This window comes from Paenibacillus sp. SEL3, from assembly GCF_054602585.1.
Genome location: NZ_CM137725.1, coordinates 2,862,002 through 2,885,516, shown reverse-complemented (window position 1 = coordinate 2,885,516; position 23,515 = coordinate 2,862,002). Strand labels below are relative to the sequence as shown.

Below are 23,515 nucleotides of genomic sequence, written 5' to 3'. Positions count from 1 at the left end.
AGGTTACGAGAGAGGATGGACTTCTATTTTCACAGTAAAGGAGGACGTTCACGCATGTCTGAAAACCAACAAGAGGTGGCAGTAACACAAGAAGCTACCAAAGAGTCTCGGGATGTACTGGACCAATTGATGAAACCGGAGGTTCAGCAATCGCTGACCGTACTGGTAGAGAATCTGCCAAAGTTGACTGAGATGGTTACTTTGATGACCGACGCTTATGATGTAGCTCGCAGTCTGGCAACTGACCCTGTCTTTATCGGAGATATGAAAAACTCCATGGGAGAGTTTGTGAAGCCTGTAACAGAATCGGCTAAAGGATTGGCTTCTGCTGCGATTGAAGCAAATGACCGTGTACAAACTACGGATGGCAGTGTAGGTCTGTTCGGCCTGCTCAAAATGCTTAAAGATCCGAATGTACAAAAAACGCTGCGTTTCAGCCAGGCTTTCCTGGATATTCTGAATGAGCGCCAACGCGAAAGCAAATAATTACCTGATCGAGAACGGAGGATGGACATGTCGAAGCAAATTTTGATCTTGGGCGGCGGATACGGCGGATTGCTGGCCGCTCTTACAGCACGCCAGCATATGGACGCTAGTCAAGCAACCATTACAGTGGTTAACCGCTTTGCGTCGCACCAAATTATTACGGAACTGCACCGTTTAGCGGCAGGTACAATTGCCGAAAAAGCTGTGGCGCTTCCTTTGGAAAAACTGCTGCGTAACAAAGATATTATCCTAAAAGTGGATACGGTTTCGGAAATCAAACCGGACGATAAAAAAGTAACCCTGGCAAGTGGTGCTACATTGAGCTATGACGCTCTCGTTATTTCCCTCGGCAGTGAAACGGCTTACTTCGGTATTCCAGGACTGCAAGAGCATAGCTTCACGCTGAAATCCGTGGCAGAAGCCAATCGCATTCGCGCACATGTGGAAGCTCGTCTGGATGCTTACAAGCAATCCGGTAACCAAGCAGATGCTACAATCGTTATCGGTGGTGGCGGTCTGACTGGCGTTGAGCTGGTGGGCGAATATGCTGACAAATTGCCTGCAATTTGTCGCGAAAAAGGTATCAACTACGAAGATATCAACTTGTATTGCGTAGAAGCTGGACCATCTATTTTGGCAGGCTTCCCTCAACCACTGGTTGATCGTGCCGTAACAAGCCTTGAAAAACGTGGCGTTCAAATCGTAGCGGGTGTTCCGATTACAGAAATGAAAGCAGATGAAGTTCTCCTGAAAGACGGACGTTCGATCAAAACGAACACACTGATCTGGACAGGCGGCGTACAAGGTAATGCACTGGTTGGCGCATCTGGTATCGAAGTAAACCGTGGTCGCGCAACTGTGAATAGTGCACTGCAATCGACTTCTCACGAAGACATCTTCCTCGCTGGCGACAGCGCAGTGGTGTTCCCGGCTGAAGGCGAGCGTCCATACCCTCCAACGGCACAGTTGGCTTGGCAAATGGGCGAATTAGTTGGTTACAACATCTTCGCTTATTTCAACGGGGCGAAAATGGAAAGCTTTACACCAGTATTCTCCGGTACACTGGGCAGCTTGGGCAGAACAGACGCGATCGGCACTGTAGGCGCGAATGGCACCCAACTGAAAGGCGCTGTAGCCACTTTGATGAAGGAAGGCAGTAACATCCGTTACTTGTCCCACATCAAAGGACTTTTTGCATTGGCCTATTAATATTTCTTACTTTTATATGCTTTATTCAAAGAGAGTGCAATTCTGTGCTCTCTTTTTGTTTTGCAGTTTAATCCATTATAAACCAGTATATGTAAAATGTCATGTGTATTTTTGGATATATGTTGAAAATTATGGTTGATCTGATATTTCTGTGGCAGTACACTAGTAACGAACAATACGAGGAGGGCATTATGAAAATCAGGTTATTAATCAGCCTTATGATTGTATTAAGTTTTGGTGCTACAAACATGGATTTGGTATCTGCTCAAGCTCAAGGACAAACGCCCATACACCTGAAGGTCAATGATCATTACGTTTTATACACCTACCCTGCATCACCTTTTGTGGATAAGAAGGGGAGACTGCTTATACCGCTCCAAGTAGCTGAGGATATACTGGGCGGTAAAGTAACTTATAATGCAGCGAACAAAACCGCTTCTGTTGATCTGTTGGGGCGTAATGTAACGGCTACGATTGGATCACCCGAAATATCGGTTAACGGCGAACCGGTGACAATGGATACAGTCCCTATCATGCTGAGTAATGCAATGTTTTTACCGGTATCCATTTTGTTGAAGGATACAGATGCGAAGATGGAGTGGGATCCCCAACGTGGCTTATTGAAGCTAAGACATGATAGCTTTACGGAAAGTCCAGTTCTTATGAGGTTTAAGGGACAAGACTTGGCCCAAGTCATTGACGCGAATGCGTTTGATCTTATTTCCTTTGACTGGGATCGAAAAAAAGGCGTATTGGATATTTATGCTACGTACGAGAGCAGCTTATCACCCGACTTCAAGCAAATCGACTTTAATCCCATGATTGTTTATAGCAAAGGGACCTATAGTGTAAATCCTTATTCTAGACCCAGTATGTTTTACAAAGTGAAAATCACCACTCCTGGTAATTTGGTTTATACAAGAAATATCGATACAATCGATGCGGATAAAGACTATATAAAATATATTACTTCTGTAGGCAGATTGATTGAGTAGTGGAATGTATGTTGCTTGTACATCACAAAAAAGCGACAAAGGCTTAAGGGCCTTTGTCGCTTTTTTTATAATTAAAAGTTAGTAATTAGGTTGCGGTTGTCCTTGTTGCGTATAGTTCCATTGATTCTGTCAATGGACTCTCTGTCTTTAAGGAAACTAATGATGCCATCTGTCAGGTTACTTCTTTGCAAACCTGAGAGTTTATTCCAGTCATCCAAACCTACAAACACATCCACGTCAGCTTTACTGCTGTCGCCTCTTACACTGAAATCAAAGCCAACTCCGGCGTAGCTGCTATATCTGTTGAACAAATCACGTTGGATCGTGTTTGCGTCGAAGGATGAAGCTACATCCCTCAGAGTAACATTGCCTCTGCTATTGGTTGTAAAGGTTGCTAATTTATCTCTATTACTGGAGTTCTTAACCGTACCCTCTACCTCGGCATCTTTATACTCTTTCAAAATATCATCCACGATGTCCTCCAGGTAGTCCTCTTTTCTGCTGTCGGATAGGTCAGTCCATCTGGATTTTGTCATTTCGATGGTCACCGTAATATCCTTTTTGTTGCCATCCAGCGTGATATCCGAGTTGGTTTTATAGTCGTCCCTGTGATCATCGTTCAGCTTCTTTTGAAGATCCTTCAAGGAGCTAGAGCTGTTTTTGCTCGCTTCATCTTTCAGCGTTTGATTGTCTTTTTGTAATTGAGCAATGGTAGCGTCCTTCGTCGTGTTTGCTGCTTTTGCTGTGTTGAGCTCTTGAGTCAGCGTCGTAATCTGGTTGTTCAGCGCCGTAACTGTAGATTGATCAATCGGAACGCCGTTATCAGCAATGACTACGCGTTTGTTTGTTCCATCCCATGTTACTTTTTTATCCAAAGCTGTACCTGCCAGTTTCAGCGGGATATACGTCACGCCATCCAGTAGAAATGGTTCTGTTTTAGCATCAGCAGGAACCTCGGTTCCGTTGTAGATAATTTTGATATTGTTATATACTGCTTGGATCGGCTTAGTCACTTGTGCGGCATATGTGGATTGGCTGAAAAGAGCCCCGGATATGGCCAAGGCGGATACGGCAGTGATGATGACAGGTTTTTTGATAGATTTCAGTGATTTCATTCGTTGGTCTACCCCTTTATTTAAGAATTATAGCCTGGTTCATAGACTAGAGTAACATTAATGCCTACAAAATCCAACAGCTTGGAGAGTCATTATGGGTTGTGCTTATATTGGTTAGACGCAACAGCAACCATAAAAGTTGCCCTGTTTGCGCAAAAGTTTTTCCAAAAGTATCCGAACAACACAAAACAAGCCCGCTGCACAAGACAGCGAGACTTGTAGGTAAAACAGTGCACCGAAGTTATCCATTCAGGATTATTTGCCGTCCTTCAGTTTGCCTGCTGTTTCCTGAAGATGGCCTTTGGCCTTATCCAGTTTACCTTCGGCTTGAAGGGATTTATTATCGGTAGCGTTTCCGATTTGGTCCTTGATTTCACCTTTGGCTTTGTTCACATTACCTTTGATTTTATCGCTAATTCCGTTATCCTTCATGTTGAAGCCCTCCTTATGTGATCGAACTTTCATTCAGCATGCTGTAGTTAGTCATTACCCGAGCAAGGGTAATACGAAACCAGAGGCTGTATATCACAGACGGGGGTATAATGTTGGATACGGGTTAAATCAGAACGTGAAGTGGGGAGTGAGCGCATGCTCAAAATTTTATTATTTATTCTCGTTATTCAAATTATTTACGTATCGGCGTATACACTGCGCATGATTCTGACGCTGAAAGGACAGAAGTACATTGCTGCGCTCATTAGCACCGTAGAAGTTACGGTCTATGTATTGGGCTTGAATGTTGTGCTTAAGTATCTGGATCAAGTGGCAAGTCTAGCGGTATACGCCATTGGCTATGCATTGGGTATTCTGATTGGAGCATGGATTGAGGAAAAAATAGCGCTTGGTTATGTCACTGTTAAGGTGATCAGCAATGAGATTAATGGAGGAATTGCCAATGCGCTGCGGGACAAAGGATACGGCGTTACAGCCTGGCTGGGCAGTGGGCGTGATGGAGAGCGCCTGGTGATGGAAATTTTGGCTAAACGGAAAAACCAGAATAGGCTGTATCAGTCCATTCTGGAGCTGGACCCTAAGGCTTTTGTCATTACGGTAGAGCCGAAGCAATTTCATGGCGGCTTCTGGACCAAGGCTATCCGTAAATAAACATTTTGGTAAAATGCGCATATTTTTCGGAGCTTGGAGCATATTAATACCCGCACAGGTTGGAATTAACAGTAAGCCGACAGGGGATATTACCCTATAAAAAACCGAGGGGGGATATAGATGTACAGACGCCAAGCCCCGGAAATCATTCCAGAGGAAAATACGGCTATTTGGTCGTGTACAAATGAGGGTTGCAACGGCTGGATGCGAACGGATTTCACCTTTTTGAACGAGCCAGCTTGTCCATTTTGCCAAGCCTCGATGGGGCAGGAAATGCGGATGCTACCGATTCTCAATCGGGCGGGCAATTCCTTTGTCGCCCAGCGCTCCTAATCTAGGATTCTGCAAGATCCACAATGGAAAGTGAGTACGATGATCACACTGCAATACTTATTAACGTCAAAAGCCGCTCCAGCGACATGCTGAGCGGCTTTTGGTTGTGGAATATTTGATGATCATGGCCTCTCGATGGGCTGCACGGAGTCACGATATACAATATGACCCTGCACCAGGACCCGACCAAAGCGACTGCCGGGATGGCTTATTTTTTTCATCATCGAATCAATTGCGGTACGTGCCATCTGCTCGATGTCTACTCCGACTGTGGTCAGTTGCGGAACAATAAGAGTGGCGTATACATCATTGTCAAAGCCGACCACAGAGCAGTCTTCAGGTACGCGGTATCCCAGAGCAATGAGCTTGTGTACCAGATTGTGAGCGACCTGATCGCAATTACATACAAAGGCAGTCGGCAGCAGCTGAGGAAGCTCCATTTCAACATAAGAGCCTTCGTCGTCCCGGTCACTGAGCACCCACTCGTTACGGAGAGGCAACCTGTGCTCCAGCAAGGATTTATAGTAGCCGAGGAAACGATCCTGAATACTACTGGTGGAATAGAGGTTGCCCACATATGCAATATCCCGGTGTCCCTGGGCGATCAAATAGTTGGTCAGCTCGTAGGCCCCGTAAAAATTATCCGTCACCACGGAGTCGATATCGGCATGCTCATCATAAAAATCGAGGAACATTTTGGGCAGTTCCATGGTTTGTACAAGCTCAATATATGGCTTGCTCACTTGGCCTAGGAGAATGAAGCCGTCCACCTTACGGTCGTAATAGATACGTGGCAGATTAAGCTGTTCTTCGTCTTCGCGATGGAGGATGTGAAGAATGCCGTAGTAGCCGTATGGCTCCAGTGCCCGTGAAATTTGCTGGTAGATGTGCAGATAAAACGATTGGCCAGGGCCGGTAAAACGTTCGGGAATGACAACACCAATGTTATAGGTGAGGCCCTCCTTCATGGACTTGGCAACGGTATTGAAACGATAACCCATTTCGCCCGCGAGCGTCTTAATACGCTCTTTTAGCTCCTCGCTAACCCCATCCTTGTCATTGAGCGCCTTCGACACGGTCACGCTGCTTACTCCCAGCTTATCTGCAATATCCCGCATCGTTACGTTGCTCTTCATTCCTGTTCCGCCTTCCAATTTTAAAAAGATAAGCATCTTGCCTAAATCCAAAGAATGGATGCAAAATGCTGGGGGAATATATTAGTAGCTTAGCTGCCTGTAAAGATACAAAGACTGGCAGCGTAGCTGCCCATAGAACAACAATTAGCCTGCGGGTAACAGTTGTTCTATGGATAGTATACATGGTTCCGCAAGCAGGATAAAGCCTGCGGCTTATGTCTGCTGAGAAGGACGAGAGTGCGCTTTCAATAGCGCTTCATTGTAATGAATCAGATCACGGCGAACAGCGGCGCTGCTGAGAGAGCGCAGCGGGTCGGATGGTGTATTGAAGGTGTAGTCCTCCAGTCGAGCGATGGTGGTCGTCGCTACGTGGATACGGGTGTCACTGGAAGCGTAGTAGATAAAAACTTCATCTTGTTCGTTAACGACTGCACCGTTGCAAAAAATAACATTCGAAACGTCGCCCACGCGTTCCTCATCATAAGGAGCTAGAAAGTGCCCGCCGGGCTTAGCAATGACGCGCGTAGGGTCTTCCAGACTGGTGGCAAAGGTATACAGCACATACCGCAGCCCGGCGGCCGTATTGCGTACCCCGTGAGCGATATGAATCCAGCCGCGGCTGGTCTTAATCGGGGCGGGACCCTGCCCGTTCTTGGCTTCGTACACCGTATGATAACGGCGCTCATCAATGACGGTTTCGTGTTCAATCACGGGCTGTGTAATATCTTTGCACAGGCCGAAGGCAATGCCACCGCCCGAGCCGGTGGAAATAAACCCGTCCTGAGGACGAGTATAGAAGGCGTATTGACCGTCCACAAATTCAGGGTGCAGAACAACGTTGCGCTGCTGTGGGGACTGGGTAGTAATGTTGGGAAGCCGGGTCCATGTACGAAGATCACGAGTACGGACCAGTCCGGCCTGAGCGACAGCACTGGAGGTATCGTGAGGTGGCGCGTCAGGATCCTTTTTTTCAGAGCAATAAATACCGTAAATCCAGCCGTCCTCATGCTTCACCAGCCGCATATCGTACATATTTGTTTCTTCTGGGTCGATATCCTCCCATACTAGGGGGGCGTCAATGAATCGAAATTGATCAATGCCGTTATCGCTCTCTGCCAAAGCGAAAAATGATTTTCGATCCAGTCCTTCGGTACGCGAAACAAGAATGTATTTTCCTTCATGATAGATCGCCCCTGGATTCAATGCCGCATTTACACCCAGCCGCTCCATGAAAAAGGGATTAGTTTGCGCATCCAGATCGAACCGCCAGTGAAGTGGAACATGATGGCGTGTGAGCACTGGATAGAGGTAGCGCTCGTAGATACCATTGTAAAAGGTAGTTTTAACCTCATTAGGGCGTGTAATCAGTTCCTCTTGCTGCAATAGCAGCTCATCGTATTTGCTATGAATCATTGGTTTTCCATCCTTTCTAGCATTTCTATGCAAAATCGGCTGTTGTGATAAGGGCACTTCCAGGGTCCAGCAATCTCTCTCGCATCAGGCTTACCATCCGCTTGAACTGACCAGAACCATTCGCCTCCGGGGCGTGGATCTATGATATATTGCCGAGTATAGGCCCACAGATTACGCACAATTTGCAAAAATCGTTCGTCATTTGTACGTTGAAACGCATTGTAAAAACCAACCATCCCCTCGGCCTGCACCCACCAAATACGTGAGGTGTCTACCCGCTCTCCTTCTCGCTCGTTGATGAGCGATCCGTCTGGCTGAACAGCACGCTCTGCTACCGCATTGGCAATATCCATCACCATGTCCAGGTATTCTGACGGGTAATAACCCAGCACATTCATAGCGTCCTCAATCAACCAGCTGGCTTCGATGTCGTGACCATATGAGGTCAGGTCAAGCAGAGAGCGCCATTCACGATCGAAGAATACCCCCAATCGTCGGGCAGAAGCATCGTAAACGCGACGATATAAAATATCCAGTACGTTCGTCAGTGCATCTCGAACCTCTTCATTTGGCCAGACGCGCAGCAATTGGGTATACGCTTCCAAAACATGAATATGCGTATTCATGGTGATATGCGCGGTAACTCCATTTTCGCTGAGCAGCTCATTAGGCTGCGTGTTCCACAAGCGGTCATATTGCTCGCCGTATGCCTGCCGGGCGGGATCATATCCTTTTTGCTCCAGCAGGTGGAACAGCTCCATAGCTAGTGGCAATGCATTCGGGTCGTCTGTGGCACGTGCATACTCTGCTAGCGCATAGATCGCGAATGCCTGCGCGTATACATGCTTGCACGTGTCCACGGGTTGCCCGGTGTAGTCCACCATCCAATACATTCCTCCATGTAATGGATCAAGCAGGTGATCTCGCAGGAATGTGAATGCATCTCGTGCGGCTTCTGCATAGGTATCTTCCCCTGTTACACGAGCAGCCGCCGAGAAGGACCAGAGTAACCGTGCAGTGGCAATCCCGCCTTTGTCGGCTTGGTTATGAGTGTGCAGATCCACATCCACCTCGCCGTAAAACCCACCGTGTGTCTCATCCTTCAGTCCAAGCCAGAATGGGAGTATGTGTTCCTTCCATTCCTGTCTAATTTCGTCCAGTAGTGTTGCCAAGAGACAAAGCCTCCTTCGGGAAAAATATTAGGTTATCGTTAACTTTACAGAATTATCATATCTAGCTGTTTGTAAACTGTCAACCATGCTAAATTGGTGTTTTTTCATAAGATGCGGCCCATTCCATTTCACAAAAAAGAATATTGCAATTGACATAGTAAGCGCTAACATAATAAAATGATTTTGTTACTTTAACGATAACCTTATTAAAAAACAACAGGAGGAGTCGTCTCATGAAGTTGTCCAAGGTTTTGATGTCATTACTATCTGTGGTTTTGTTAGCGGGGCTGTTTACTGGCTGTACCTCAAAGAAGGATGAGCCAGCTGCCAGCTCTGATCCAAAGGCCGTGGAAGGTGAAATTACGGTTATCACACAGCGGACAGATATTGTGGATACGGTATTTCAGGACTACGCCAAGGAATTTAACAAGCTTTATCCGAACGTGAAGGTCAATTTCCAGGCATTGGCCGATTATGATGGTCAAATTAAAATTCGGATGGGGACCAGGGATTACGGGGATGTTTTGCTGATCCCTGGCAGTATTCCAGTTGAAGAGCTGCCCAATTTTTTCGAACCACTGGGTACTTATGAGGAGATGAAAAACAAGTATACCGGCATTGAAGAACGTACGGTGGATCATAACAGCTACGGTATTCCGATTGCGATGGTTTACTCTGGTGTGATTTATAACAAAAAGGTGTTCAAGGACGCAGGAATCACGCAGCTTCCCAAAACACCGGACCAATTCCTGACAGCGTTACAGCAGATTAAGGACAAAACCAAGGCAGTGCCGCTGTTTACGAACTATGCCTCTGGTTGGGCACTGACCCAGTGGGAGTCTAGTCTGGCAACATTGGCGGGTACAAAGGAATACGTGAATGTCACACAACCGAATACAGATGACAATTTCACAAAGGGCCAGCCTCACTATGAACTGTATAAGGTCCTATACGATGCAGCTAAAAAAGGCCTGATTGAAAAAGATCCAACGACTACGGATTGGGAGACCTCCAAGGCAGATCTTGCTCAAGGCAAAATCGGTACGATGGTGCTTGGCTCTTGGGCAATTGACCAGATCAAAAGCACAGCTCCTAACAAGGATGATATCGGTTTTATGCCTTTCCCGACGAATGCCTCCAAGGTACTTGTGCCGCTGGCTGGTGACTTTAACCTCGGTATTAACGTAAACAGTGAAAATAAACCAGCGGCCCGTGCCTGGGTGGATTGGTTTACCGAAAAGTCCAACTATGCTGTAGAGCAGGCAGGCAGTATTAGTCCGCTGAAGGGTGCTCCAATGCCTAGCATTTTGAAGCAATACGAAGATCAGGGGGTCGTTTTTGAAACACTTACTCCATCTCCAAAAGGACAGGAAGGAATTGTTGATAAAATCGACAAAATGGGCGAAATTGGTTTGTGGCAGCCTGATTTCAAGAAACGCATTATTGAGGCAGCGGTGGGTAACCGCCCGGAATCGTATGACGCCATTATGAAAGATCTGAACGATGCATGGGTGAAGGCGCGTGCTGAAGTGGCTGCTAAGGAAGCAAAATAGCCATCTGAACTGACGAAAAGAAAGGATCGACGTAGCAGTCGATGGACGGATAGCCAGGAGGTGCAGCATGTTAAAATTTTCGAATCTCAGCTACTCCAAACAAAGATTGGCGATTATTGTTGCCTTTTCATTTATTCCGCTAGCGCTGCTGATCACTTTTGCGTACTTGCCAGTGATCAATATGTTTAAGTACAGCTTTTCGGACTGGAACGGCTATAGTAAGCGTCTGGAATATGTGGGTTTTGAAAACTATATCAAAATCTTTACCGATCCCGAGTATTTCTCGGTGTTTAAGGTCAGTCTGTATTACTTTGTAGCCACGTTTGTACAGATGGGTCTGGCCCTTTATTTTGCAAGCATTCTCAGCTTTCAGACCTGGTTTAAAAATTTCTTTAAAGGCGTTTTGTTTTTTCCTTCCCTGATGAACGGGGTGGCCATTGGTTTTATTTTTCTATTCTTTTTTAAGCCAGACGGCACGCTCGATACACTGCTTCAGGCAGTGGGGCTGGGTTCGTATGTCAAGCTGTGGCTGGGCAACCCGGAGATTATCAATATTTCGCTGGCGGGCACGTCGATCTGGAGATACATGGGCTTTAACTTTATTGTGTTTCTAGGTGCGATTTCTTCCATATCCAGTGATCTGTATGAAGCAGCCGATATCGATGGGGCCAACCGCTGGCATCAGTTCCACTCAATTATTTTGCCGAGCATCAAGCGGATTTTGCAGTTGAACCTCATCTTGGCCATTAGCGGTGCGGTCAGTGCATTCGATATTCCGTATATTATGACCGGTGGCTCCAATGGTAGCGAAACATTCGTCATTCAAACGCTTGATGTGGCATTCAAATACAGCAAGGTCGGTTTGGCCTCGGCGATGGCGGTTATTCTGCTGCTGATCGTAATCGCTGTTACGCTGCTTCAACGGTTGCTAATTCGGGGAGAGGAGGACTAATCATGTATAAGCTGAAAAGAATACTGGCTAGCAGCATCAAGTATGCGGCGCTACTACTAGGTGCGTTCATTGCACTGCTGCCGATTGTCGTAATTTTGTTTGCATCTTTGAAGACGAAGACTGAATATGCGGCAACCAGTCCTCTGACTCCCCCCGTGAACTGGCTGAATTGGGCTAACTATACCAAAGCCTTTATTAACGGAAATATGCTGACCGGATTTGTGAACACAGCTTTTATCCTGTTGATTTCGATCATCGGAGCCACGTTGACGGGTTCCATGATCGCGTACATTTTGAACCGCTTTAAATTTAAGGGCAAAAGTCTTATGCTGGGTGCGTTCCTGCTCGCAACCCTCATTCCGGGGGTAACGACACAGGTATCGACATTTCAAATTATCAACAAGTTGGAGCTGTTTAACACGCCTTGGGCGGCGATCTTGCTGTATTTGGGAACGGATATTATTGCGGTGTATATTTTTCTGCAATTTCTGGATTCCATTGCGGTGGCGCTGGATGAATCGGCCATGCTGGATGGGGCCTCCTATCTGACGATCTACTGGCGCATTATTTTGCCCCTGCTGAAGCCTGCCATTGTGACGGTGATCATTATCAAGGGCGTTAATATTTACAACGACTTTTACACCCCGTTCCTGTATATGCCCAAAACAAGCCTTCAGGTCATATCGACGGCGCTGTTCAAGTTTAAAGGCCCCTATGGATCACAATGGGAAGTCATTAGCGCGGGCATTATCATTGCCATTATTCCGACGTTGATTGCCTTTTTATCCTTACAAAAATATATCTATAACGGATTCGCTCAGGGTTCGGTGAAATAGAATAACGACGAAATAAAAAAAGATGAGATCAAGTATCTCGGTGAGAGGAGAATATACGTATGAATAAATTGAATGTGGATTTGGGAGTAAATAGCGTGCGAATCGTGGGAGAGAGTCTGCCGAAAATGCCGTGGCAGGATAAGCCTGAGGGCAGTGAGGCTCCGGTATGGAGACATACTGAGAATCCGGTCATTGGGCGGAATCCGGTGCCGGGCATTGCCCGTATTTTCAACAGTGCAGTAGCTCCGTATGAGGGACGGTTTGTAGGGGTATTCCGGGCTGAAACAATTAACGGACGTCCGCATTTGCATCTAGGCTGGAGTGACGACGGGTTGGCTTGGGACATTGAGACAGAACGGTTGCATTTGGTTGATGAGGAAGGGAACGATTACCAACCTAATTATGCTTACGATCCGCGTCTGGTCCGCGTGGAGGATACGTATTATATCATCTGGTGTACAGATTTTTACGGTGCAGCGTTGGGGATAGCCCAAACAAAGGATTTTAAAAGTTTTGTACGATTGGAAAATCCATTCTTGCCGTTTAATCGTAATGGTGTGCTGTTGCCCCGCAAGCTAAACGGAAACTTTATGTTGCTATCCCGTCCGAGTGACAGTGGACATACACCGTTTGGCGACATTTTTCTGAGTGAAAGTCCTGACTTGGTCTATTGGGGCAAGCACCGTCATGTCATGAGTAAGGGCGGACAGGGCTGGTGGCAATCGGTAAAAATTGGCGGCGGACCGGCACCGATTGAGACGACCGAGGGCTGGCTGATGTTCTACCACGGGGTGACAGGCACGTGCAATGGGCTGGTATACAGCATGGGGGTAGCCGTTCTTGATCTGGATGATCCATCTAAGGTTAAATATCGTTCCTCCAACTTCGTGCTGACCCCGGAGGAATGGTACGAGGAGCGGGGCTTTGTGCCGAATGTGGTGTTCCCGTGTGCTACGCTGCATGATGCGGACACTGGAAGAATCGCAATTTATTATGGAGCCGCTGATACGTATGTAGGTATCGCATACACGACAGTATCCGACATTATGAAGTATGTCATCGCAACGGATGAAGTGGTCGGAGACGACCGTGAGTCGGGCCGGATGTAGCATGTAGGAGGGAACGTGAATGCCGGAGGATATGTCTTTACAGCAATTGCAGTCGTACATGGGGAGCAGCCCAAAGCCACCGGATTTTGACGCATACTGGGAACGGGCGCTACTGGAGCTGGAGCAGCAGCCACTGAAATATACACTGGAGCCTGCTGATTTTGTCTCTCCGCTGGTGGAGTGTTACCATCTATATTTTACCGGAGTGGGCGGAGCAAAGATTCATGGGAAGCTGGCTCGTCCCAAGCATCTTACGGAACAAGGTCCAGCTTTGGCCATGTTTCATGGATATTCCTGCGACAGTGGTGATTGGTTCGACAAGGTAAGCTACGCGGCACACGGATTCACCGTGCTGGCTATGGATTGCCGGGGGCAAGGAGGGCTGTCCGAGGACAATTTGCAGGTTCAGGGAACGACGGTGCGCGGCCATATCATCCGAGGGATTGACGACCCGGACCCGGATCGGTTGTATTACCGCAATGTATTTTTGGATACGGTACAGGCGGTGCGCATTCTGATGTCTATGGAGCAGGTCGACCCTGAACGGATCGGTGCATTTGGCTGTTCCCAGGGAGGGGCCTTAACGGTTGCCTGCGCTGCATTGGAGCCGCGTGTCCGTGTGGCGGTCCCGGTATATCCGTTCCTGTCGGACTATAAAAGAGCCTGGGCGCTGGATGCCACTACATCCGCATATGAAGAACTGGTTTATTATTTTCGTTGGTTTGATCCGAATCATATGCGCGAGGAAGAACTCTTTCACCGACTAGGCTACATCGATATTCAACATTTGGCAGATCGTATTCGTGGTCGTGTGTTGTTTGTGACGGGGCTGTCGGATATCATTTGTCCACCCTCCACGCAGTTTGCGGTGTACAATAAAATCGTATCAGACAAGGAAATACTCCTGTATCACGAATACGGTCATGAGTATCTACCCTATCTGTCAGATCGCGCCATGAGCGAATTTTTACGGCTGTAGGGGGTTGAACTTAGCTACAGGCTCCTTTATAGTAATAGCTATAACCTTCGTGAATGCGTAATAAATGAATGCCCCATTTGTATAACCTCAATAATATGGTTTGAGGGTCTCTACCAGGAACCGATAAATCCTGATTACAAAAAGTGTACGTCTTGTACATTTCTTGTGGTCAGGATTTTTTTGCGTAATACGAGGGAATTTACATGACAGCAAAGGAGCTAATGTAATGAACTTCAAAGTAGTTATTTTAATGATTGCGACCTTTACGGTGGGGTTGGTGGAGCTGATTATCGGTGGCGTGCTGCCCCAAATTGCACAGGATTTGAATGTCTCCGTAAGCACGGCAGGACAGCTTATCATGATCTATGCGCTCGTGTACGCTATTGCTGGGCCAACTTTGTTGGCGTTGACCGCCAAAATTGAACGAAAACGATTGTACCTGTGGTCGATGTTTATCTTTATTCTGGGAAGTCTGCTGGCCTTCTGGAGTCCGAATTATGCAGTCTTGTTTGTATCCCGTATCATTACCGCTGCAAGCGGGTCGCTGATCGTGACATTGTCACTGACCATTGCAGTCAAAGTGGTGTCCAAGGCCTATCAGGCCCGCGTCCTCGGTGTTATCTCCATGGGGGTTAGCTCCTCCATCGTACTTGGTATTCCAGCCGGGGTGCTGATTGGAAATGCGTTTGGCTGGCGGGTGCTTTTCCTGATCATTGCCTTGTTGACGGTCGTTGCTATGATCGTTATCAACTTGTTTATGGAGCGGATTCCGACCGAACATGTTGTGCCTATGCGCGATCAGTTGAAATCCTTAAAAAATGTTAAAGTCATCAGTGCTCATTTGGTGACCACGCTGACACTGGCGGGCCATTACACGTTATATGCGTACTTCACTCCGTTTTTAGAAAATATGATGGGCTTGAACGCTTCGTGGGTGAGTGTGGCCTATTTTGTCTTTGGGCTGGCGGCAGTGAGCGGTGGTTTTATTGGCGGTTCTTTGGCAGATCGGTTCGGAACAGCGAAAAGTATTCTAGTCGTCGTAGGCGTGTTTATCGCCGTGATGTTCCTGCTGCCACTCTCAATCCACTCGATGTATGTATTTGCGCCACTATTGATCATCTGGGGCATACTGAGTTGGGCCTTGTCGCCCCCGATGCAAAGTTATCTTATTGAAAATGCACCCGAATCGGGTAGTATTCAGCAAAGCTTTAATTTCTCCGCACTTCAGGTCGGGATCGCTCTCGGTTCTGCCTTGGGAGGAGTAGTGATTGAGAATAGTGAATCTGTTGCCACGAACGCTTGGGTGGGTGGGGCATTTGTAATTGTTGCTTTTGTCTGCGGTGTATTTTCGATTACCAGAGCCGGGATATCCCAGACTGTCAGAGGACACCACTCTGTTTCATAGTTCGCTGGACTATCGCTCTCTTTTATAATACGAGCAAACATGTTATACTACACACAATTATGAAGAAGGAGGTGAGGTAGGTGAATCACGAGATGCTGAACAACCGTATTAGCCAGCTGCCGATTGCTATGGCTGGCATTGTTCATGCTTTTCCATACAACGGGAGAAGTCTGTCCAATTTTAATCATACGGTTGTAAACATCGCGAGAAGACGCCTACCTTAACTCGAACGGATTGCTGTATCTTCCGAAGAGTCGCGGGGTTGCTCCTGCGGCTCTTTTTGTGTTACCCGGGTAAGGGTCTTCCTAAAAAAAGGAGAGCCTGAACATGTATATAGTAAACGGCCAACAATTGAAAAAATACCACGCTGCCAATCTGATTTTGGATGGTGCATCGTTTGATATCCATACGGGAGAAAAGGTGGGACTCATCGGCCGCAACGGAAGCGGTAAAACCACCCTATTACGCCTAATCGCACGCTTGTCCCGCCCGGATGAAGGGCAGCTCGTCATCGCCAAGGATACGAAAATCGGCTATTTACCGCAAATTCCGGCGGAGTTTGAGAGCTTCACCGTGTACGAAACGCTGGCTTACGCCTATCGTGAGCTGAAGGATTGCCGCAATCAGATGAGCACACTGGAACGGGAAATGTCAGATCCGATTGCGGTAGCGGATACGGGTCTTCTGGAGAAGCTGCTGCAATCGTATGCTTCCCTACAGGAACGGTTTGAGCGCAACGGCGGCTATGAAATGGATGCAAATATTGATCAGGTAGCGGATGGTCTGCGTATTCCCAAAGGAATGTATACGCGCAGCTTCGGCTCGCTGTCTGGCGGAGAGAAAACAAAAATAGCGCTGGCATCACAGCTCATCGGACGACCGGATTTGCTGCTGCTGGATGAGCCGACCAACCATCTGGATTTGAAAGGGCTGGAATGGCTGGAGCAATTTTTGCAGGGCTACACAGGCGCGTGTGTGGTTGTATCTCATGATCGTTATTTTCTGGATCGGGTTGCCGTTAAAATGATTGAGCTTGAGGATGGCGAGGCGTTTACGTATTATACGAACTACAGCGGCTACGTTAAGGAAAAGGAAGAACGATTGCTACTGCAATTTGAAGATTATAAGGAACAGCAAAAGCGAATCAAAAAGATGAAAGAGGCCATTCGGCGTTTTGAAGAGTGGGGTCGCAACGGTGATAACGAAAAGTTTTTCAAAAAAGCAGCATCCATTCGTAAAGCACTGGAGCGTATGGAGCTGGTGAAGCGGCCTGTACTGGACCCGCAGGGGGCAGAATTTCACTTAAAACTGGAGGATCGTTCCGGTCGCCGAGTGCTACAGTTTGAAGATATTGTTAAAGCTTATGGAGAGCGTCAGATATTAAACGGGGCAACGGGCAGTCTGGAATTCGGCGAAAAGGTGGCCTTGCTGGGTGATAACGGGTCAGGCAAAACGACGTTGCTCAAGCTGCTGCTTGGTCAGGAAAGCGCAGATGCAGGCACGGTCCAGTGGGGTGCGCGCGTAGAGTACGGATATTTGGCACAGCAAGAGAGAGAACGGAATAGCCGGGCGACTGTGCTTGCTTACTTCAAGGAGGAAGCGGGGGTGGAAGAAGGCGAGGCACGCGGGTTGCTAGCGAAGTATTTATTTTGCGGTGCCGATGTGTTTAAGCCCGTGAGCATGCTGTCCGGTGGCGAATGGTCCCGCTTGCGGCTGGCGTTGCTGGTCATGAAAAAGCCAAATTTGTTGGTGCTGGATGAGCCGACGAACCACCTGGATATTGACTCACGCGAGGCGCTGGAGGAAGCGTTGGACACCTACACGGGAACGGTGCTGGCGATTTCACATGACCGCTATTTTGTGAATAAGCTGGCTGGGCGCGTGTGGGAGCTGGAGGATGGAAAGCTGACCTTTTATCTAGGCAGCTTTGATGAGTACCGAGCGAAGAAGCGGGAGCTGGAAAACGCCCGCTTGCTAAGTGAGGGGGATGCCGGGGTACGCTTGGCATCTGCAAGTAGAGTCGCATCCGGTGGCGGCTCGGGCACGGCTGCGCATTCTGGTGCAGCGAGCAGGGGCCCAGGGGCGGCTGCGCGTACGGGAGCGACCTCGGGAGCCGATAAGGGTCGTGCTCGCACCGAGTCGGCAGGTCGCTTGGGGGCGTCCGCTGCCGGGTCTGGGGCACGCGAAGCGAAGGCCGCGAAGCCATCACGCCCGCCCGCTGCATCCAGCGAGCGGTTGGAGCGGACCATCGCCGCCAAAGAAGCAGAATTGGCGGCGGCGGATGCCGAGCTGGAGATGCTCGGCACAAGCGGCGACACGATCCACATGGCGGAGCTGTGGGACGCGCGTGAGCAGCTGCAAGCCGAGCTGGACATGTTGCTCGGCGAGTGGGTTGAGCTGGAGTAGGTGACAGGCTGGTTGCTGAAGATAGGCAACGTATATTTTATAAAGGGATAGCCCTGAGGTAGCGCTGCTGAGGGGCTATTTTTATATGGTAAAGACTAATGAGAGCGTGGGAACGGAATAACCATACATTAAAATAAATTGGTGTTAATTATTTTTTGTTATGTATGTTTACATATAAAGTAATAGATTTACATTTTGAAACATGTGATATTGTTTTATTTGTAAGAAGAAAATAATCACTGTTAGATAAATTTTTATAATGTCAACTAAGATCATACATAAGATTTTCCGTATTGTCATATATGGAAATTACTTGAATAACGATCTGGTCAGGGTGTGGTTCTAAAACTTATTTGATCTGGACGTTCAAGTGAATGAAATTTAAGGCTCATTTGAGCTTCAAGACCGCGACCGAGCGAGTACTCGGTATGAAATGATTTCGTCCATCAAGAAAGGATCCATCTACAATAGGTATTTATAATCCCTTACTAGACTTGCTTGTTGCCAGGTTGTAAAGCGGACTTCGCTATATCTTACTCCCAAAGTCGTTTTCGTGTACTTTTAGGACACGCATCAAAGTTGGATCAAGGCCTTTTATGCATCTTGAATATTGAAGTATATCTTCCAATCTTGAATTCATAAAAAATTAGTTACCAAATAGGTTTTAAATAATACATAATTTAACTATATATAATTATGTATTAGTATATATATTTCTTTTTACTCGATACAAGGAGTTTTGATTAGTCATTTGCAGGATTTTTTTCGGCATAATGCCTGAATAAAGTGTCTAACCATATAAAGAAAATGTCATATGGGGATGCTTCAATAGGTGACGATCTGTTGAGATATCTTTCATATAAATTAGCTTCCTAGATTACACAAAATTATTGTATTTATTATTAAAGATGAATATCGAGAGGAGTTTGGGAAAAATGGAAAACAATATTTTTGATTTGGATGTACAAATTAACAAGTCTAAAGGTTCAGTAGAACCTCAAGTAACAAGTTTGGCGTGGCAATGCACCGGAATGTGCGGCGGAACAGCCAACACTTGTGCTGAAACAGCAGGTGTAAAATGTTTTTCTAATATTGGAGCATTGTGTTGAACAGTGTAACCATGGAATTTGAACTCGAATCCTAATCGAATTAGAGTGAAAAATGGAAGGAAGGGGTCTTTTTAGTCCCATCCTTCCCCTCAATTATGATAGATTTGGAAGGAGAAAAAGAATGCCTAATGTTGTTATGGAGGTTCAGCAAATCACTAAAGTGATTGGGAAGCGTCAAGTAACTCACGATTCTTCCTTTCAGCTTGACAAAGGAAAGATATATGGTTTTATTGGTCCAAATGGAGTAGGGAAAACGACGTTGATGCGCATGATGATAGGGTTGATGCATCCTACAAGCGGGCATGAATGCTAGAGAAGTAGAACATCTTTCCGCCAAACGGTAAATAGGTGATGTCCGTAACGAGCTTTTGCAGGGGCGCCTCTGCAAGGAATTGCCGCTTCAGCAGATTTTCTGCTGGATAAGCAGGCTGCAGGCTGCCCAGTGACCTTTCGTTTCTTCATTCTCACGCGGCACTGTAGCCCCTCACGCTGCATCATCCGCTGAACTCGTTTGTGATTCATTCTTTGCTCTGCCCGAAGGAGTGCGGTGATTTTCCGGTAACCATACCGAAACTTATGATGGATGCAAAGCTCCCGGATTTTCTCCACCGTAGCATCTGTGCGCTTTGTCTCCATAGTTGCTTTCCAGCGGTAGTAGGTCGCTCTTGCGATCCCGAGCCATGTACAAGCCTCAGACACCGTCACTTCGTCTCGAATGGATTCGATCCAGGCCACGGCGACTTCTGGTTCCACCTCCTTTCCAGTTCCTTGTACTTTTTTAGCAGGTCCAATTGCTGCTTCAGGAACCGATTCTCCTTTACTTTTTCAAGCTCCGAAGAGTGTTCCGGACCTTTTCTGTAGCTGTATTGTTTACCTACAGGCTGCTCCAGACGATGCACTTCGCCTTTTCGATACCACCTCATCCATGTTTCTAGCTGTGTCTTATTCCGTATTCCCAGTTGCTTCATAACCCCTCTTACCGGAACTCTTGCCAATCTCATTTCAATCGCTTTCATCTTTATTTCTAAGGGATAACTCACTCTCGTTGCCAACGTAAAAACACCTCCAAGGTTATCTCCATATCTTACGACATGGCTTGATTCTCTTGAAGGTGTCTTGATGTGTCTCACGTTATGGGATCAGTCCCCTTTTTTGTATGGTAAAGAGAATGAGAGAGTGGAAATAGAATAACCATATATTAAAATAAATTGGTATTAATGATTTTTTGTTATGTATGTTTACATATAAAGTAATAGATTTACATTTTGCAACATGTGATATTCTTTTATTTGTAAGGAAGATATAAATCATTGTTAGATGAAGTGTTTGTTATCAACAAAGATCATACATACGGTTGTCTACGTGATATATGGCAATATTTCGAGTAGGTGACGATCTGGTCGGGGTGTTGTTCATATAAAATCCTTCTCTTCTATTGCGAGAAGGAAGGCTTTGGCGGGGTAAACATGAACCTCGCTGAAGGCTGATGGTATATCTAAATGAAAGGGGGGAATGCAATGGCTGAAAACTTATTTGATCTGGACGTTCAAGTAAACAAATCTCAAGGTTCTGTAGAGCCTAAAATTTGGAGTATTTGGAATTGCTCTATCGGCTGTGGTGGCGGTAATACATCCCAAACTTGTGTTGAGACATGTTCACCTTGCTTCAGTAATTTAGGAACACTTTGTTAATAAATTTTAGTTGTTTTGCAACTTGCAAAACCTTTATATTGGATAACTATTTAATTTAGCAAAGGAGGAGGGACCTTGAAGTCCCTTCTTCTTCTTTGAGAAAACCTTTGGTTTCCTGGTTGTGAATATCAGAGGCATCCTTATATTTGGATTTAGTAATGGAGGGAAAGTGTAATGTCGGATGTCTTATTGAAAGTTGAAAAAGTATCCAAAAAAATGGGGAAACGGGCTTTATTAAGTGACATTTCCTTCGAGCTTGAAAAGGGGAAAATATATGGTTTCATTGGACCGAATGGAGCCGGGAAAACAACAATGATGCGGATCATGACGGGGTTAATGCATTCAACCAGTGGCTCTGTAAGAATAGCTTCATATGACGTACAGGCGGATCGGGAAAAGGCGCTCTCCAAAGTAGGCGCTATCATTGAGTCCCCGGTCTTTTTTGATTATATGACGGGTAAACAGGTGCTGCGTAATTTGTCTCGGTTGCATCCGAATATTAAATCTTCCGATCGGGAAAAGCATATAGAGGAATTGTTAGAAAGAGTAGGCCTGGATTTGCGTGGAGACGACAGGGTGAAAACTTATTCTTTGGGCATGAAGCAACGCTTGGGCATTGCCCAATCTATGCTGGGTAACCCGGAGCTACTGCTGCTCGATGAGCCTTCCAATGGTCTCGATCCTATGGGAATGAGGGAGTTGAGAGATATTATCCTTCGTTTGCGAAATTCAGAAAATTATGCATTTTTTATCTCCAGCCATCTGCTGGATGAGTTGCAGCAAATGTGTGACGAATTAATTGTGATTAAAGAAGGAACGCTAGTTTGGAAGGGACCCGCAGATCAATTGGTTGAGGAAGGTCAACGGCTAGAGGATGCTTTTATGGAGCTAATGGGATTATGAAGACACTCATTTACAGTGAGTTCGAGAGATTGTATAGCAGAAAATGGTTCTGGCTTCTGATTTTATGTACCCCTGTACTCGCTTATTCCACAGCCAGCTATTTTTTGTATCTCAAGACTTCGGTAGAAGTGTTGTCCAAAGTCTTTGTCATTATAGGCCTGCAAGAAAATTTGTTTTTAATATGCAATATTGCTGTAGCTGCATTAGTAGCGACTCTATATACGGAGCAATTTCGGGGTGGACAGTTGCGTCTAATCTTCATGCGGCGTTTTACTCGGGGACAGATTTTCTGGAGCAAGCTATTGGTTTTACAGGTTTCTGTTCTATTACTCTTACTTATATTGGGTCTGTCTCTTTGGGGTGTCGGAGTATGGCGATTTCCCTATTCTGAAGGCGAAACAAGGCAATATGGAGAGCTTATAATGTATGTATTTCAATATTATGCAAAGGCTTTTGTCTCACTTATGGCTATTGGCTGTCTGTATTCCTATATTGCCATGTGTAGCAAGAGTGTAACCCATGCAATTGGTATTTGTACGACCTATAATCTGTTCTCCTTGCTGTTCGATGGCTTATATCTTAAATTAGCATCTCTATTTTCTCATATTCCCTACATACATGATCTTATAGTCTTTTTATTTATTCCTTATATGCAGTATAGAGGATTGAAGACATCCTTATCCGGAAACCTGTCTGCAAATGGGGCGATTGCCACCGTTGTTATTTTATATCTAATCCTTTTTACATGGGGAGCATATCGTCGTTTTACCAAGGATGATTATTTGTATTAGGAGGATTTTTCTTATGCTAGGAATTTGGCGAAGTGAAATGGAACGAATATGGAATCGAAGATCTACTCTTTTATTATATACAATTTTTCTATTGATGGTTATTGCGAATATTGTCAGTCTTAAAATTAGTGGAACAATGAAATTCCGCTTTGGCGAAGGGATTGCCACTGTTAATAATCTGAACTTGCCGTGGCTTATGATGAGTGAAATTTCCCTATTTCTGATCCTGGCATTGTTGCCTATTTTGTATGTGGATCAGTTAAGCGGGGATATTCACTCCGGGGCGTATCGTTTATATGTACTGCGTCCATACCGTCGCTTTCAATTTTGGCTTGGAAAACTGTTCGCATTATCGGTCACGACGATCGTTTTTACGGGTACAGCCTTGCTCATAGGCATACTGGCTGGTTGGACTATTTTTCCCCGCAGCTTAACCTTTTTTAAATACGGCTCAGCAGAGGCTTCCACCTCATTAGATGCTATGTCATATACACTTGTGTTTTATTTGGTATTAACGTTGGTTTGCCTGGCAAAGCTCATGCTAAGTAGTGCAGTGTGTTTGTTCATATCCAGACCTTTATTCTCGTTTATTTCTATTTTATTTATATCTATGTTTATCTACCCATTTTACAAGCCACTTGTGATGTTAATAGATCCTTTCCAGCAAATTATGCTTGCTTTAAGAGTAGATGGATCTACCAGATTTTGGATGTGTCTAATCGTGATTATATTGATTTGTTCGACTATTAGCTTTGTTCGTTGGCAAAAGAAAACAATTTAAACGTTTGGCTTAGAACGGAGGTTTAATGGGAATGGAA

The 23,515-nt window shown here is 46.0% G+C and carries 26 protein-coding genes and 1 riboswitch; of the genes, 19 read left to right on the top strand and 7 right to left on the bottom strand.

Translation table 11 applies throughout. From position 1 onward, the window contains the following. Positions 1 to 54: 54 nt before the first annotated feature. The 3 genes from ACYCS5_RS13390 (at position 55) to ACYCS5_RS13380 (ending at position 2,690) form a co-directional block, all read left to right on the top strand. On the top strand, positions 55 to 486 hold the full coding sequence (locus tag ACYCS5_RS13390) for a DUF1641 domain-containing protein (RefSeq protein WP_029518696.1): 432 nt from the start codon (positions 55 to 57) through the stop codon (positions 484 to 486). A 27-nt stretch (positions 487 to 513) separates the two neighbouring features. Continuing rightward, a complete protein-coding gene (locus ACYCS5_RS13385) occupies positions 514 to 1,695 on the top strand; it encodes an NAD(P)/FAD-dependent oxidoreductase (RefSeq protein ID WP_013312527.1) in 1,182 nt (393 codons plus the stop codon). A 191-nt stretch (positions 1,696 to 1,886) separates the two neighbouring features. Further along, complete coding sequence (locus ACYCS5_RS13380; RefSeq protein ID WP_459761191.1) at positions 1,887 to 2,690, top strand: copper amine oxidase N-terminal domain-containing protein; 804 nt, start codon at positions 1,887 to 1,889, stop codon at positions 2,688 to 2,690. Between the two features lie 71 nt (positions 2,691 to 2,761). Here ACYCS5_RS13380 and ACYCS5_RS13375 read toward each other — a convergent pair whose 3' ends face one another. Then, positions 2,762 to 3,805, bottom strand: a complete 1,044-nt coding sequence (locus tag ACYCS5_RS13375) for a stalk domain-containing protein (RefSeq protein WP_340886754.1) — start codon at positions 3,803 to 3,805, stop codon at positions 2,762 to 2,764. 255 nt (positions 3,806 to 4,060) lie between these two features. Continuing rightward, positions 4,061 to 4,237 (bottom strand): CsbD family protein, encoded by a 177-nt coding sequence (locus ACYCS5_RS13370; RefSeq protein ID WP_068939077.1) that lies wholly within the window; start codon positions 4,235 to 4,237, stop codon positions 4,061 to 4,063. A gap of 156 nt (positions 4,238 to 4,393) precedes the next feature. Between ACYCS5_RS13370 and ACYCS5_RS13365 the strand changes: the two genes are divergently transcribed. Beyond that, positions 4,394 to 4,909: a DUF2179 domain-containing protein gene (locus tag ACYCS5_RS13365; protein ID WP_013312523.1), complete on the top strand. Its 516-nt coding sequence runs from the start codon at positions 4,394 to 4,396 to the stop codon at positions 4,907 to 4,909. 120 nt (positions 4,910 to 5,029) lie between these two features. Continuing rightward, positions 5,030 to 5,242: a cold-shock protein gene (locus tag ACYCS5_RS13360; RefSeq protein WP_025721956.1), complete on the top strand. Its 213-nt coding sequence runs from the start codon at positions 5,030 to 5,032 to the stop codon at positions 5,240 to 5,242. A 122-nt stretch (positions 5,243 to 5,364) separates the two neighbouring features. On the opposite strand, the gene ACYCS5_RS13355 is transcribed toward ACYCS5_RS13360, so the two are convergent. From ACYCS5_RS13355 to ACYCS5_RS13345, 3 genes are all read right to left on the bottom strand, one after another. Continuing rightward, positions 5,365 to 6,378, bottom strand: a complete 1,014-nt coding sequence (locus ACYCS5_RS13355; RefSeq protein WP_459761190.1) for a substrate-binding domain-containing protein — start codon at positions 6,376 to 6,378, stop codon at positions 5,365 to 5,367. 213 nt (positions 6,379 to 6,591) lie between these two features. Beyond that, entirely contained in the window at positions 6,592 to 7,791 is a 1,200-nt protein-coding gene (locus ACYCS5_RS13350; RefSeq protein ID WP_165145806.1) for a glycoside hydrolase family 130 protein, read from the bottom strand. Further along, entirely contained in the window at positions 7,788 to 8,963 is a 1,176-nt protein-coding gene (locus tag ACYCS5_RS13345; protein ID WP_165145809.1) for an AGE family epimerase/isomerase, read from the bottom strand. The genes ACYCS5_RS13350 and ACYCS5_RS13345 overlap by 4 nt, the downstream gene beginning before the upstream one ends. Before the next feature lie 233 nt (positions 8,964 to 9,196). On the opposite strand from ACYCS5_RS13345, the gene ACYCS5_RS13340 reads away from it, so the two are divergent. The 10 genes from ACYCS5_RS13340 (at position 9,197) to ACYCS5_RS13295 (ending at position 19,625) form a co-directional block, all read left to right on the top strand. Continuing rightward, positions 9,197 to 10,516 carry an ABC transporter substrate-binding protein gene (locus tag ACYCS5_RS13340; protein WP_029518689.1) on the top strand — a complete coding sequence of 440 codons (1,320 nt, stop codon included), beginning with the start codon at positions 9,197 to 9,199 and terminating at the stop codon, positions 10,514 to 10,516. A gap of 67 nt (positions 10,517 to 10,583) precedes the next feature. Next, the gene (locus ACYCS5_RS13335) at positions 10,584 to 11,468 is read left to right on the top strand and encodes a carbohydrate ABC transporter permease (RefSeq protein ID WP_459761189.1); all 885 of its coding nucleotides are present in this window, start codon (positions 10,584 to 10,586) and stop codon (positions 11,466 to 11,468) included. Positions 11,469 to 11,470: 2 nt separating this feature from the next. Continuing rightward, complete coding sequence (locus ACYCS5_RS13330; protein ID WP_023990883.1) at positions 11,471 to 12,304, top strand: carbohydrate ABC transporter permease; 834 nt, start codon at positions 11,471 to 11,473, stop codon at positions 12,302 to 12,304. A gap of 59 nt (positions 12,305 to 12,363) precedes the next feature. Continuing rightward, a complete protein-coding gene (locus tag ACYCS5_RS13325; protein WP_340957290.1) occupies positions 12,364 to 13,413 on the top strand; it encodes a glycoside hydrolase family 130 protein in 1,050 nt (349 codons plus the stop codon). A 19-nt stretch (positions 13,414 to 13,432) separates the two neighbouring features. After that, on the top strand, positions 13,433 to 14,392 hold the full coding sequence (locus tag ACYCS5_RS13320) for an acetylxylan esterase (RefSeq protein ID WP_459761188.1): 960 nt from the start codon (positions 13,433 to 13,435) through the stop codon (positions 14,390 to 14,392). Between the two features lie 57 nt (positions 14,393 to 14,449). After that, positions 14,450 to 14,549: riboswitch (purine riboswitch) on the top strand. A 69-nt stretch (positions 14,550 to 14,618) separates the two neighbouring features. Further along, entirely contained in the window at positions 14,619 to 15,797 is a 1,179-nt protein-coding gene (locus ACYCS5_RS13315; protein ID WP_459761187.1) for an MFS transporter, read from the top strand. Between the two features lie 80 nt (positions 15,798 to 15,877). Beyond that, positions 15,878 to 16,021, top strand: a complete 144-nt coding sequence (locus tag ACYCS5_RS13310; protein ID WP_016822706.1) for an RAxF-45 family protein — start codon at positions 15,878 to 15,880, stop codon at positions 16,019 to 16,021. 103 nt (positions 16,022 to 16,124) lie between these two features. Next, positions 16,125 to 18,203, top strand: coding sequence for a ribosomal protection-like ABC-F family protein (gene abc-f, locus ACYCS5_RS13305; RefSeq protein ID WP_459761186.1), 2,079 nt, complete (start codon positions 16,125 to 16,127; stop codon positions 18,201 to 18,203). 935 nt (positions 18,204 to 19,138) lie between these two features. Next, positions 19,139 to 19,312: an FDLD family class I lanthipeptide gene (locus ACYCS5_RS13300; protein WP_155271705.1), complete on the top strand. Its 174-nt coding sequence runs from the start codon at positions 19,139 to 19,141 to the stop codon at positions 19,310 to 19,312. Positions 19,313 to 19,433: 121 nt separating this feature from the next. Continuing rightward, entirely contained in the window at positions 19,434 to 19,625 is a 192-nt protein-coding gene (locus tag ACYCS5_RS13295; RefSeq protein WP_165145843.1) for an ATP-binding cassette domain-containing protein, read from the top strand. On the opposite strand, the gene ACYCS5_RS13290 is transcribed toward ACYCS5_RS13295, so the two are convergent. Together ACYCS5_RS13290 and ACYCS5_RS13285 are read right to left on the bottom strand one after the other, a co-directional pair. Continuing rightward, positions 19,622 to 20,065: an IS3 family transposase gene (locus ACYCS5_RS13290; RefSeq protein ID WP_165145846.1), complete on the bottom strand. Its 444-nt coding sequence runs from the start codon at positions 20,063 to 20,065 to the stop codon at positions 19,622 to 19,624. The two genes, ACYCS5_RS13295 and ACYCS5_RS13290, sit on opposite strands and share 4 nt — an antisense overlap. Then, a complete protein-coding gene (locus tag ACYCS5_RS13285; RefSeq protein ID WP_165145865.1) occupies positions 20,014 to 20,364 on the bottom strand; it encodes a hypothetical protein in 351 nt (116 codons plus the stop codon). Before ACYCS5_RS13285 ends, ACYCS5_RS13290 begins: the two co-directional genes overlap by 52 nt. A gap of 465 nt (positions 20,365 to 20,829) precedes the next feature. On the opposite strand from ACYCS5_RS13285, the gene ACYCS5_RS13280 reads away from it, so the two are divergent. The 4 genes from ACYCS5_RS13280 to ACYCS5_RS13265 all read left to right on the top strand — a co-directional run bounded on the left by ACYCS5_RS13280 (position 20,830) and on the right by ACYCS5_RS13265 (position 23,478). Beyond that, the gene (locus ACYCS5_RS13280; protein ID WP_194362209.1) at positions 20,830 to 21,003 is read left to right on the top strand and encodes an FDLD family class I lanthipeptide; all 174 of its coding nucleotides are present in this window, start codon (positions 20,830 to 20,832) and stop codon (positions 21,001 to 21,003) included. Positions 21,004 to 21,177: 174 nt separating this feature from the next. After that, a complete protein-coding gene (locus tag ACYCS5_RS13275; protein ID WP_029518680.1) occupies positions 21,178 to 21,906 on the top strand; it encodes an ABC transporter ATP-binding protein in 729 nt (242 codons plus the stop codon). Continuing rightward, positions 21,903 to 22,697 carry an ABC transporter permease gene (locus ACYCS5_RS13270; RefSeq protein WP_029518679.1) on the top strand — a complete coding sequence of 265 codons (795 nt, stop codon included), beginning with the start codon at positions 21,903 to 21,905 and terminating at the stop codon, positions 22,695 to 22,697. Before ACYCS5_RS13275 ends, ACYCS5_RS13270 begins: the two co-directional genes overlap by 4 nt. Before the next feature lie 13 nt (positions 22,698 to 22,710). After that, on the top strand, positions 22,711 to 23,478 hold the full coding sequence (locus tag ACYCS5_RS13265; protein ID WP_165145868.1) for an ABC transporter permease: 768 nt from the start codon (positions 22,711 to 22,713) through the stop codon (positions 23,476 to 23,478). Positions 23,479 to 23,515 lie beyond the last annotated feature (37 nt).

What these genes read in the sequence shown, in the direction of transcription:
- ACYCS5_RS13390 (WP_029518696.1), top strand. Translation starts at nt 55, where the DNA reads ATGTCTGAAAACCAACAAGAGGTGGCAGTAACACAAGAAGCTACCAAA.
- ACYCS5_RS13385 (WP_013312527.1), top strand. Translation starts at nt 514, where the DNA reads ATGTCGAAGCAAATTTTGATCTTGGGCGGCGGATACGGCGGATTGCTG.
- ACYCS5_RS13380 (WP_459761191.1), top strand. Translation starts at nt 1,887, where the DNA reads ATGAAAATCAGGTTATTAATCAGCCTTATGATTGTATTAAGTTTTGGT.
- ACYCS5_RS13375 (WP_340886754.1), bottom strand. Translation starts at nt 3,805, where the DNA reads ATGAAATCACTGAAATCTATCAAAAAACCTGTCATCATCACTGCCGTA.
- ACYCS5_RS13370 (WP_068939077.1), bottom strand. Translation starts at nt 4,237, where the DNA reads ATGAAGGATAACGGAATTAGCGATAAAATCAAAGGTAATGTGAACAAA.
- ACYCS5_RS13365 (WP_013312523.1), top strand. Translation starts at nt 4,394, where the DNA reads ATGCTCAAAATTTTATTATTTATTCTCGTTATTCAAATTATTTACGTA.
- ACYCS5_RS13360 (WP_025721956.1), top strand. Translation starts at nt 5,030, where the DNA reads ATGTACAGACGCCAAGCCCCGGAAATCATTCCAGAGGAAAATACGGCT.
- ACYCS5_RS13355 (WP_459761190.1), bottom strand. Translation starts at nt 6,378, where the DNA reads ATGAAGAGCAACGTAACGATGCGGGATATTGCAGATAAGCTGGGAGTA.
- ACYCS5_RS13350 (WP_165145806.1), bottom strand. Translation starts at nt 7,791, where the DNA reads ATGATTCATAGCAAATACGATGAGCTGCTATTGCAGCAAGAGGAACTG.
- ACYCS5_RS13340 (WP_029518689.1), top strand. Translation starts at nt 9,197, where the DNA reads ATGAAGTTGTCCAAGGTTTTGATGTCATTACTATCTGTGGTTTTGTTA.
- ACYCS5_RS13335 (WP_459761189.1), top strand. Translation starts at nt 10,584, where the DNA reads ATGTTAAAATTTTCGAATCTCAGCTACTCCAAACAAAGATTGGCGATT.
- ACYCS5_RS13330 (WP_023990883.1), top strand. Translation starts at nt 11,471, where the DNA reads ATGTATAAGCTGAAAAGAATACTGGCTAGCAGCATCAAGTATGCGGCG.
- ACYCS5_RS13325 (WP_340957290.1), top strand. Translation starts at nt 12,364, where the DNA reads ATGAATAAATTGAATGTGGATTTGGGAGTAAATAGCGTGCGAATCGTG.
- ACYCS5_RS13320 (WP_459761188.1), top strand. Translation starts at nt 13,433, where the DNA reads ATGCCGGAGGATATGTCTTTACAGCAATTGCAGTCGTACATGGGGAGC.
- ACYCS5_RS13315 (WP_459761187.1), top strand. Translation starts at nt 14,619, where the DNA reads ATGAACTTCAAAGTAGTTATTTTAATGATTGCGACCTTTACGGTGGGG.
- abc-f (WP_459761186.1), top strand. Translation starts at nt 16,125, where the DNA reads ATGTATATAGTAAACGGCCAACAATTGAAAAAATACCACGCTGCCAAT.
- ACYCS5_RS13300 (WP_155271705.1), top strand. Translation starts at nt 19,139, where the DNA reads ATGGAAAACAATATTTTTGATTTGGATGTACAAATTAACAAGTCTAAA.
- ACYCS5_RS13295 (WP_165145843.1), top strand. Translation starts at nt 19,434, where the DNA reads ATGCCTAATGTTGTTATGGAGGTTCAGCAAATCACTAAAGTGATTGGG.
- ACYCS5_RS13280 (WP_194362209.1), top strand. Translation starts at nt 20,830, where the DNA reads ATGGCTGAAAACTTATTTGATCTGGACGTTCAAGTAAACAAATCTCAA.
- ACYCS5_RS13275 (WP_029518680.1), top strand. Translation starts at nt 21,178, where the DNA reads ATGTCGGATGTCTTATTGAAAGTTGAAAAAGTATCCAAAAAAATGGGG.
- ACYCS5_RS13270 (WP_029518679.1), top strand. Translation starts at nt 21,903, where the DNA reads ATGAAGACACTCATTTACAGTGAGTTCGAGAGATTGTATAGCAGAAAA.
- ACYCS5_RS13265 (WP_165145868.1), top strand. Translation starts at nt 22,711, where the DNA reads ATGCTAGGAATTTGGCGAAGTGAAATGGAACGAATATGGAATCGAAGA.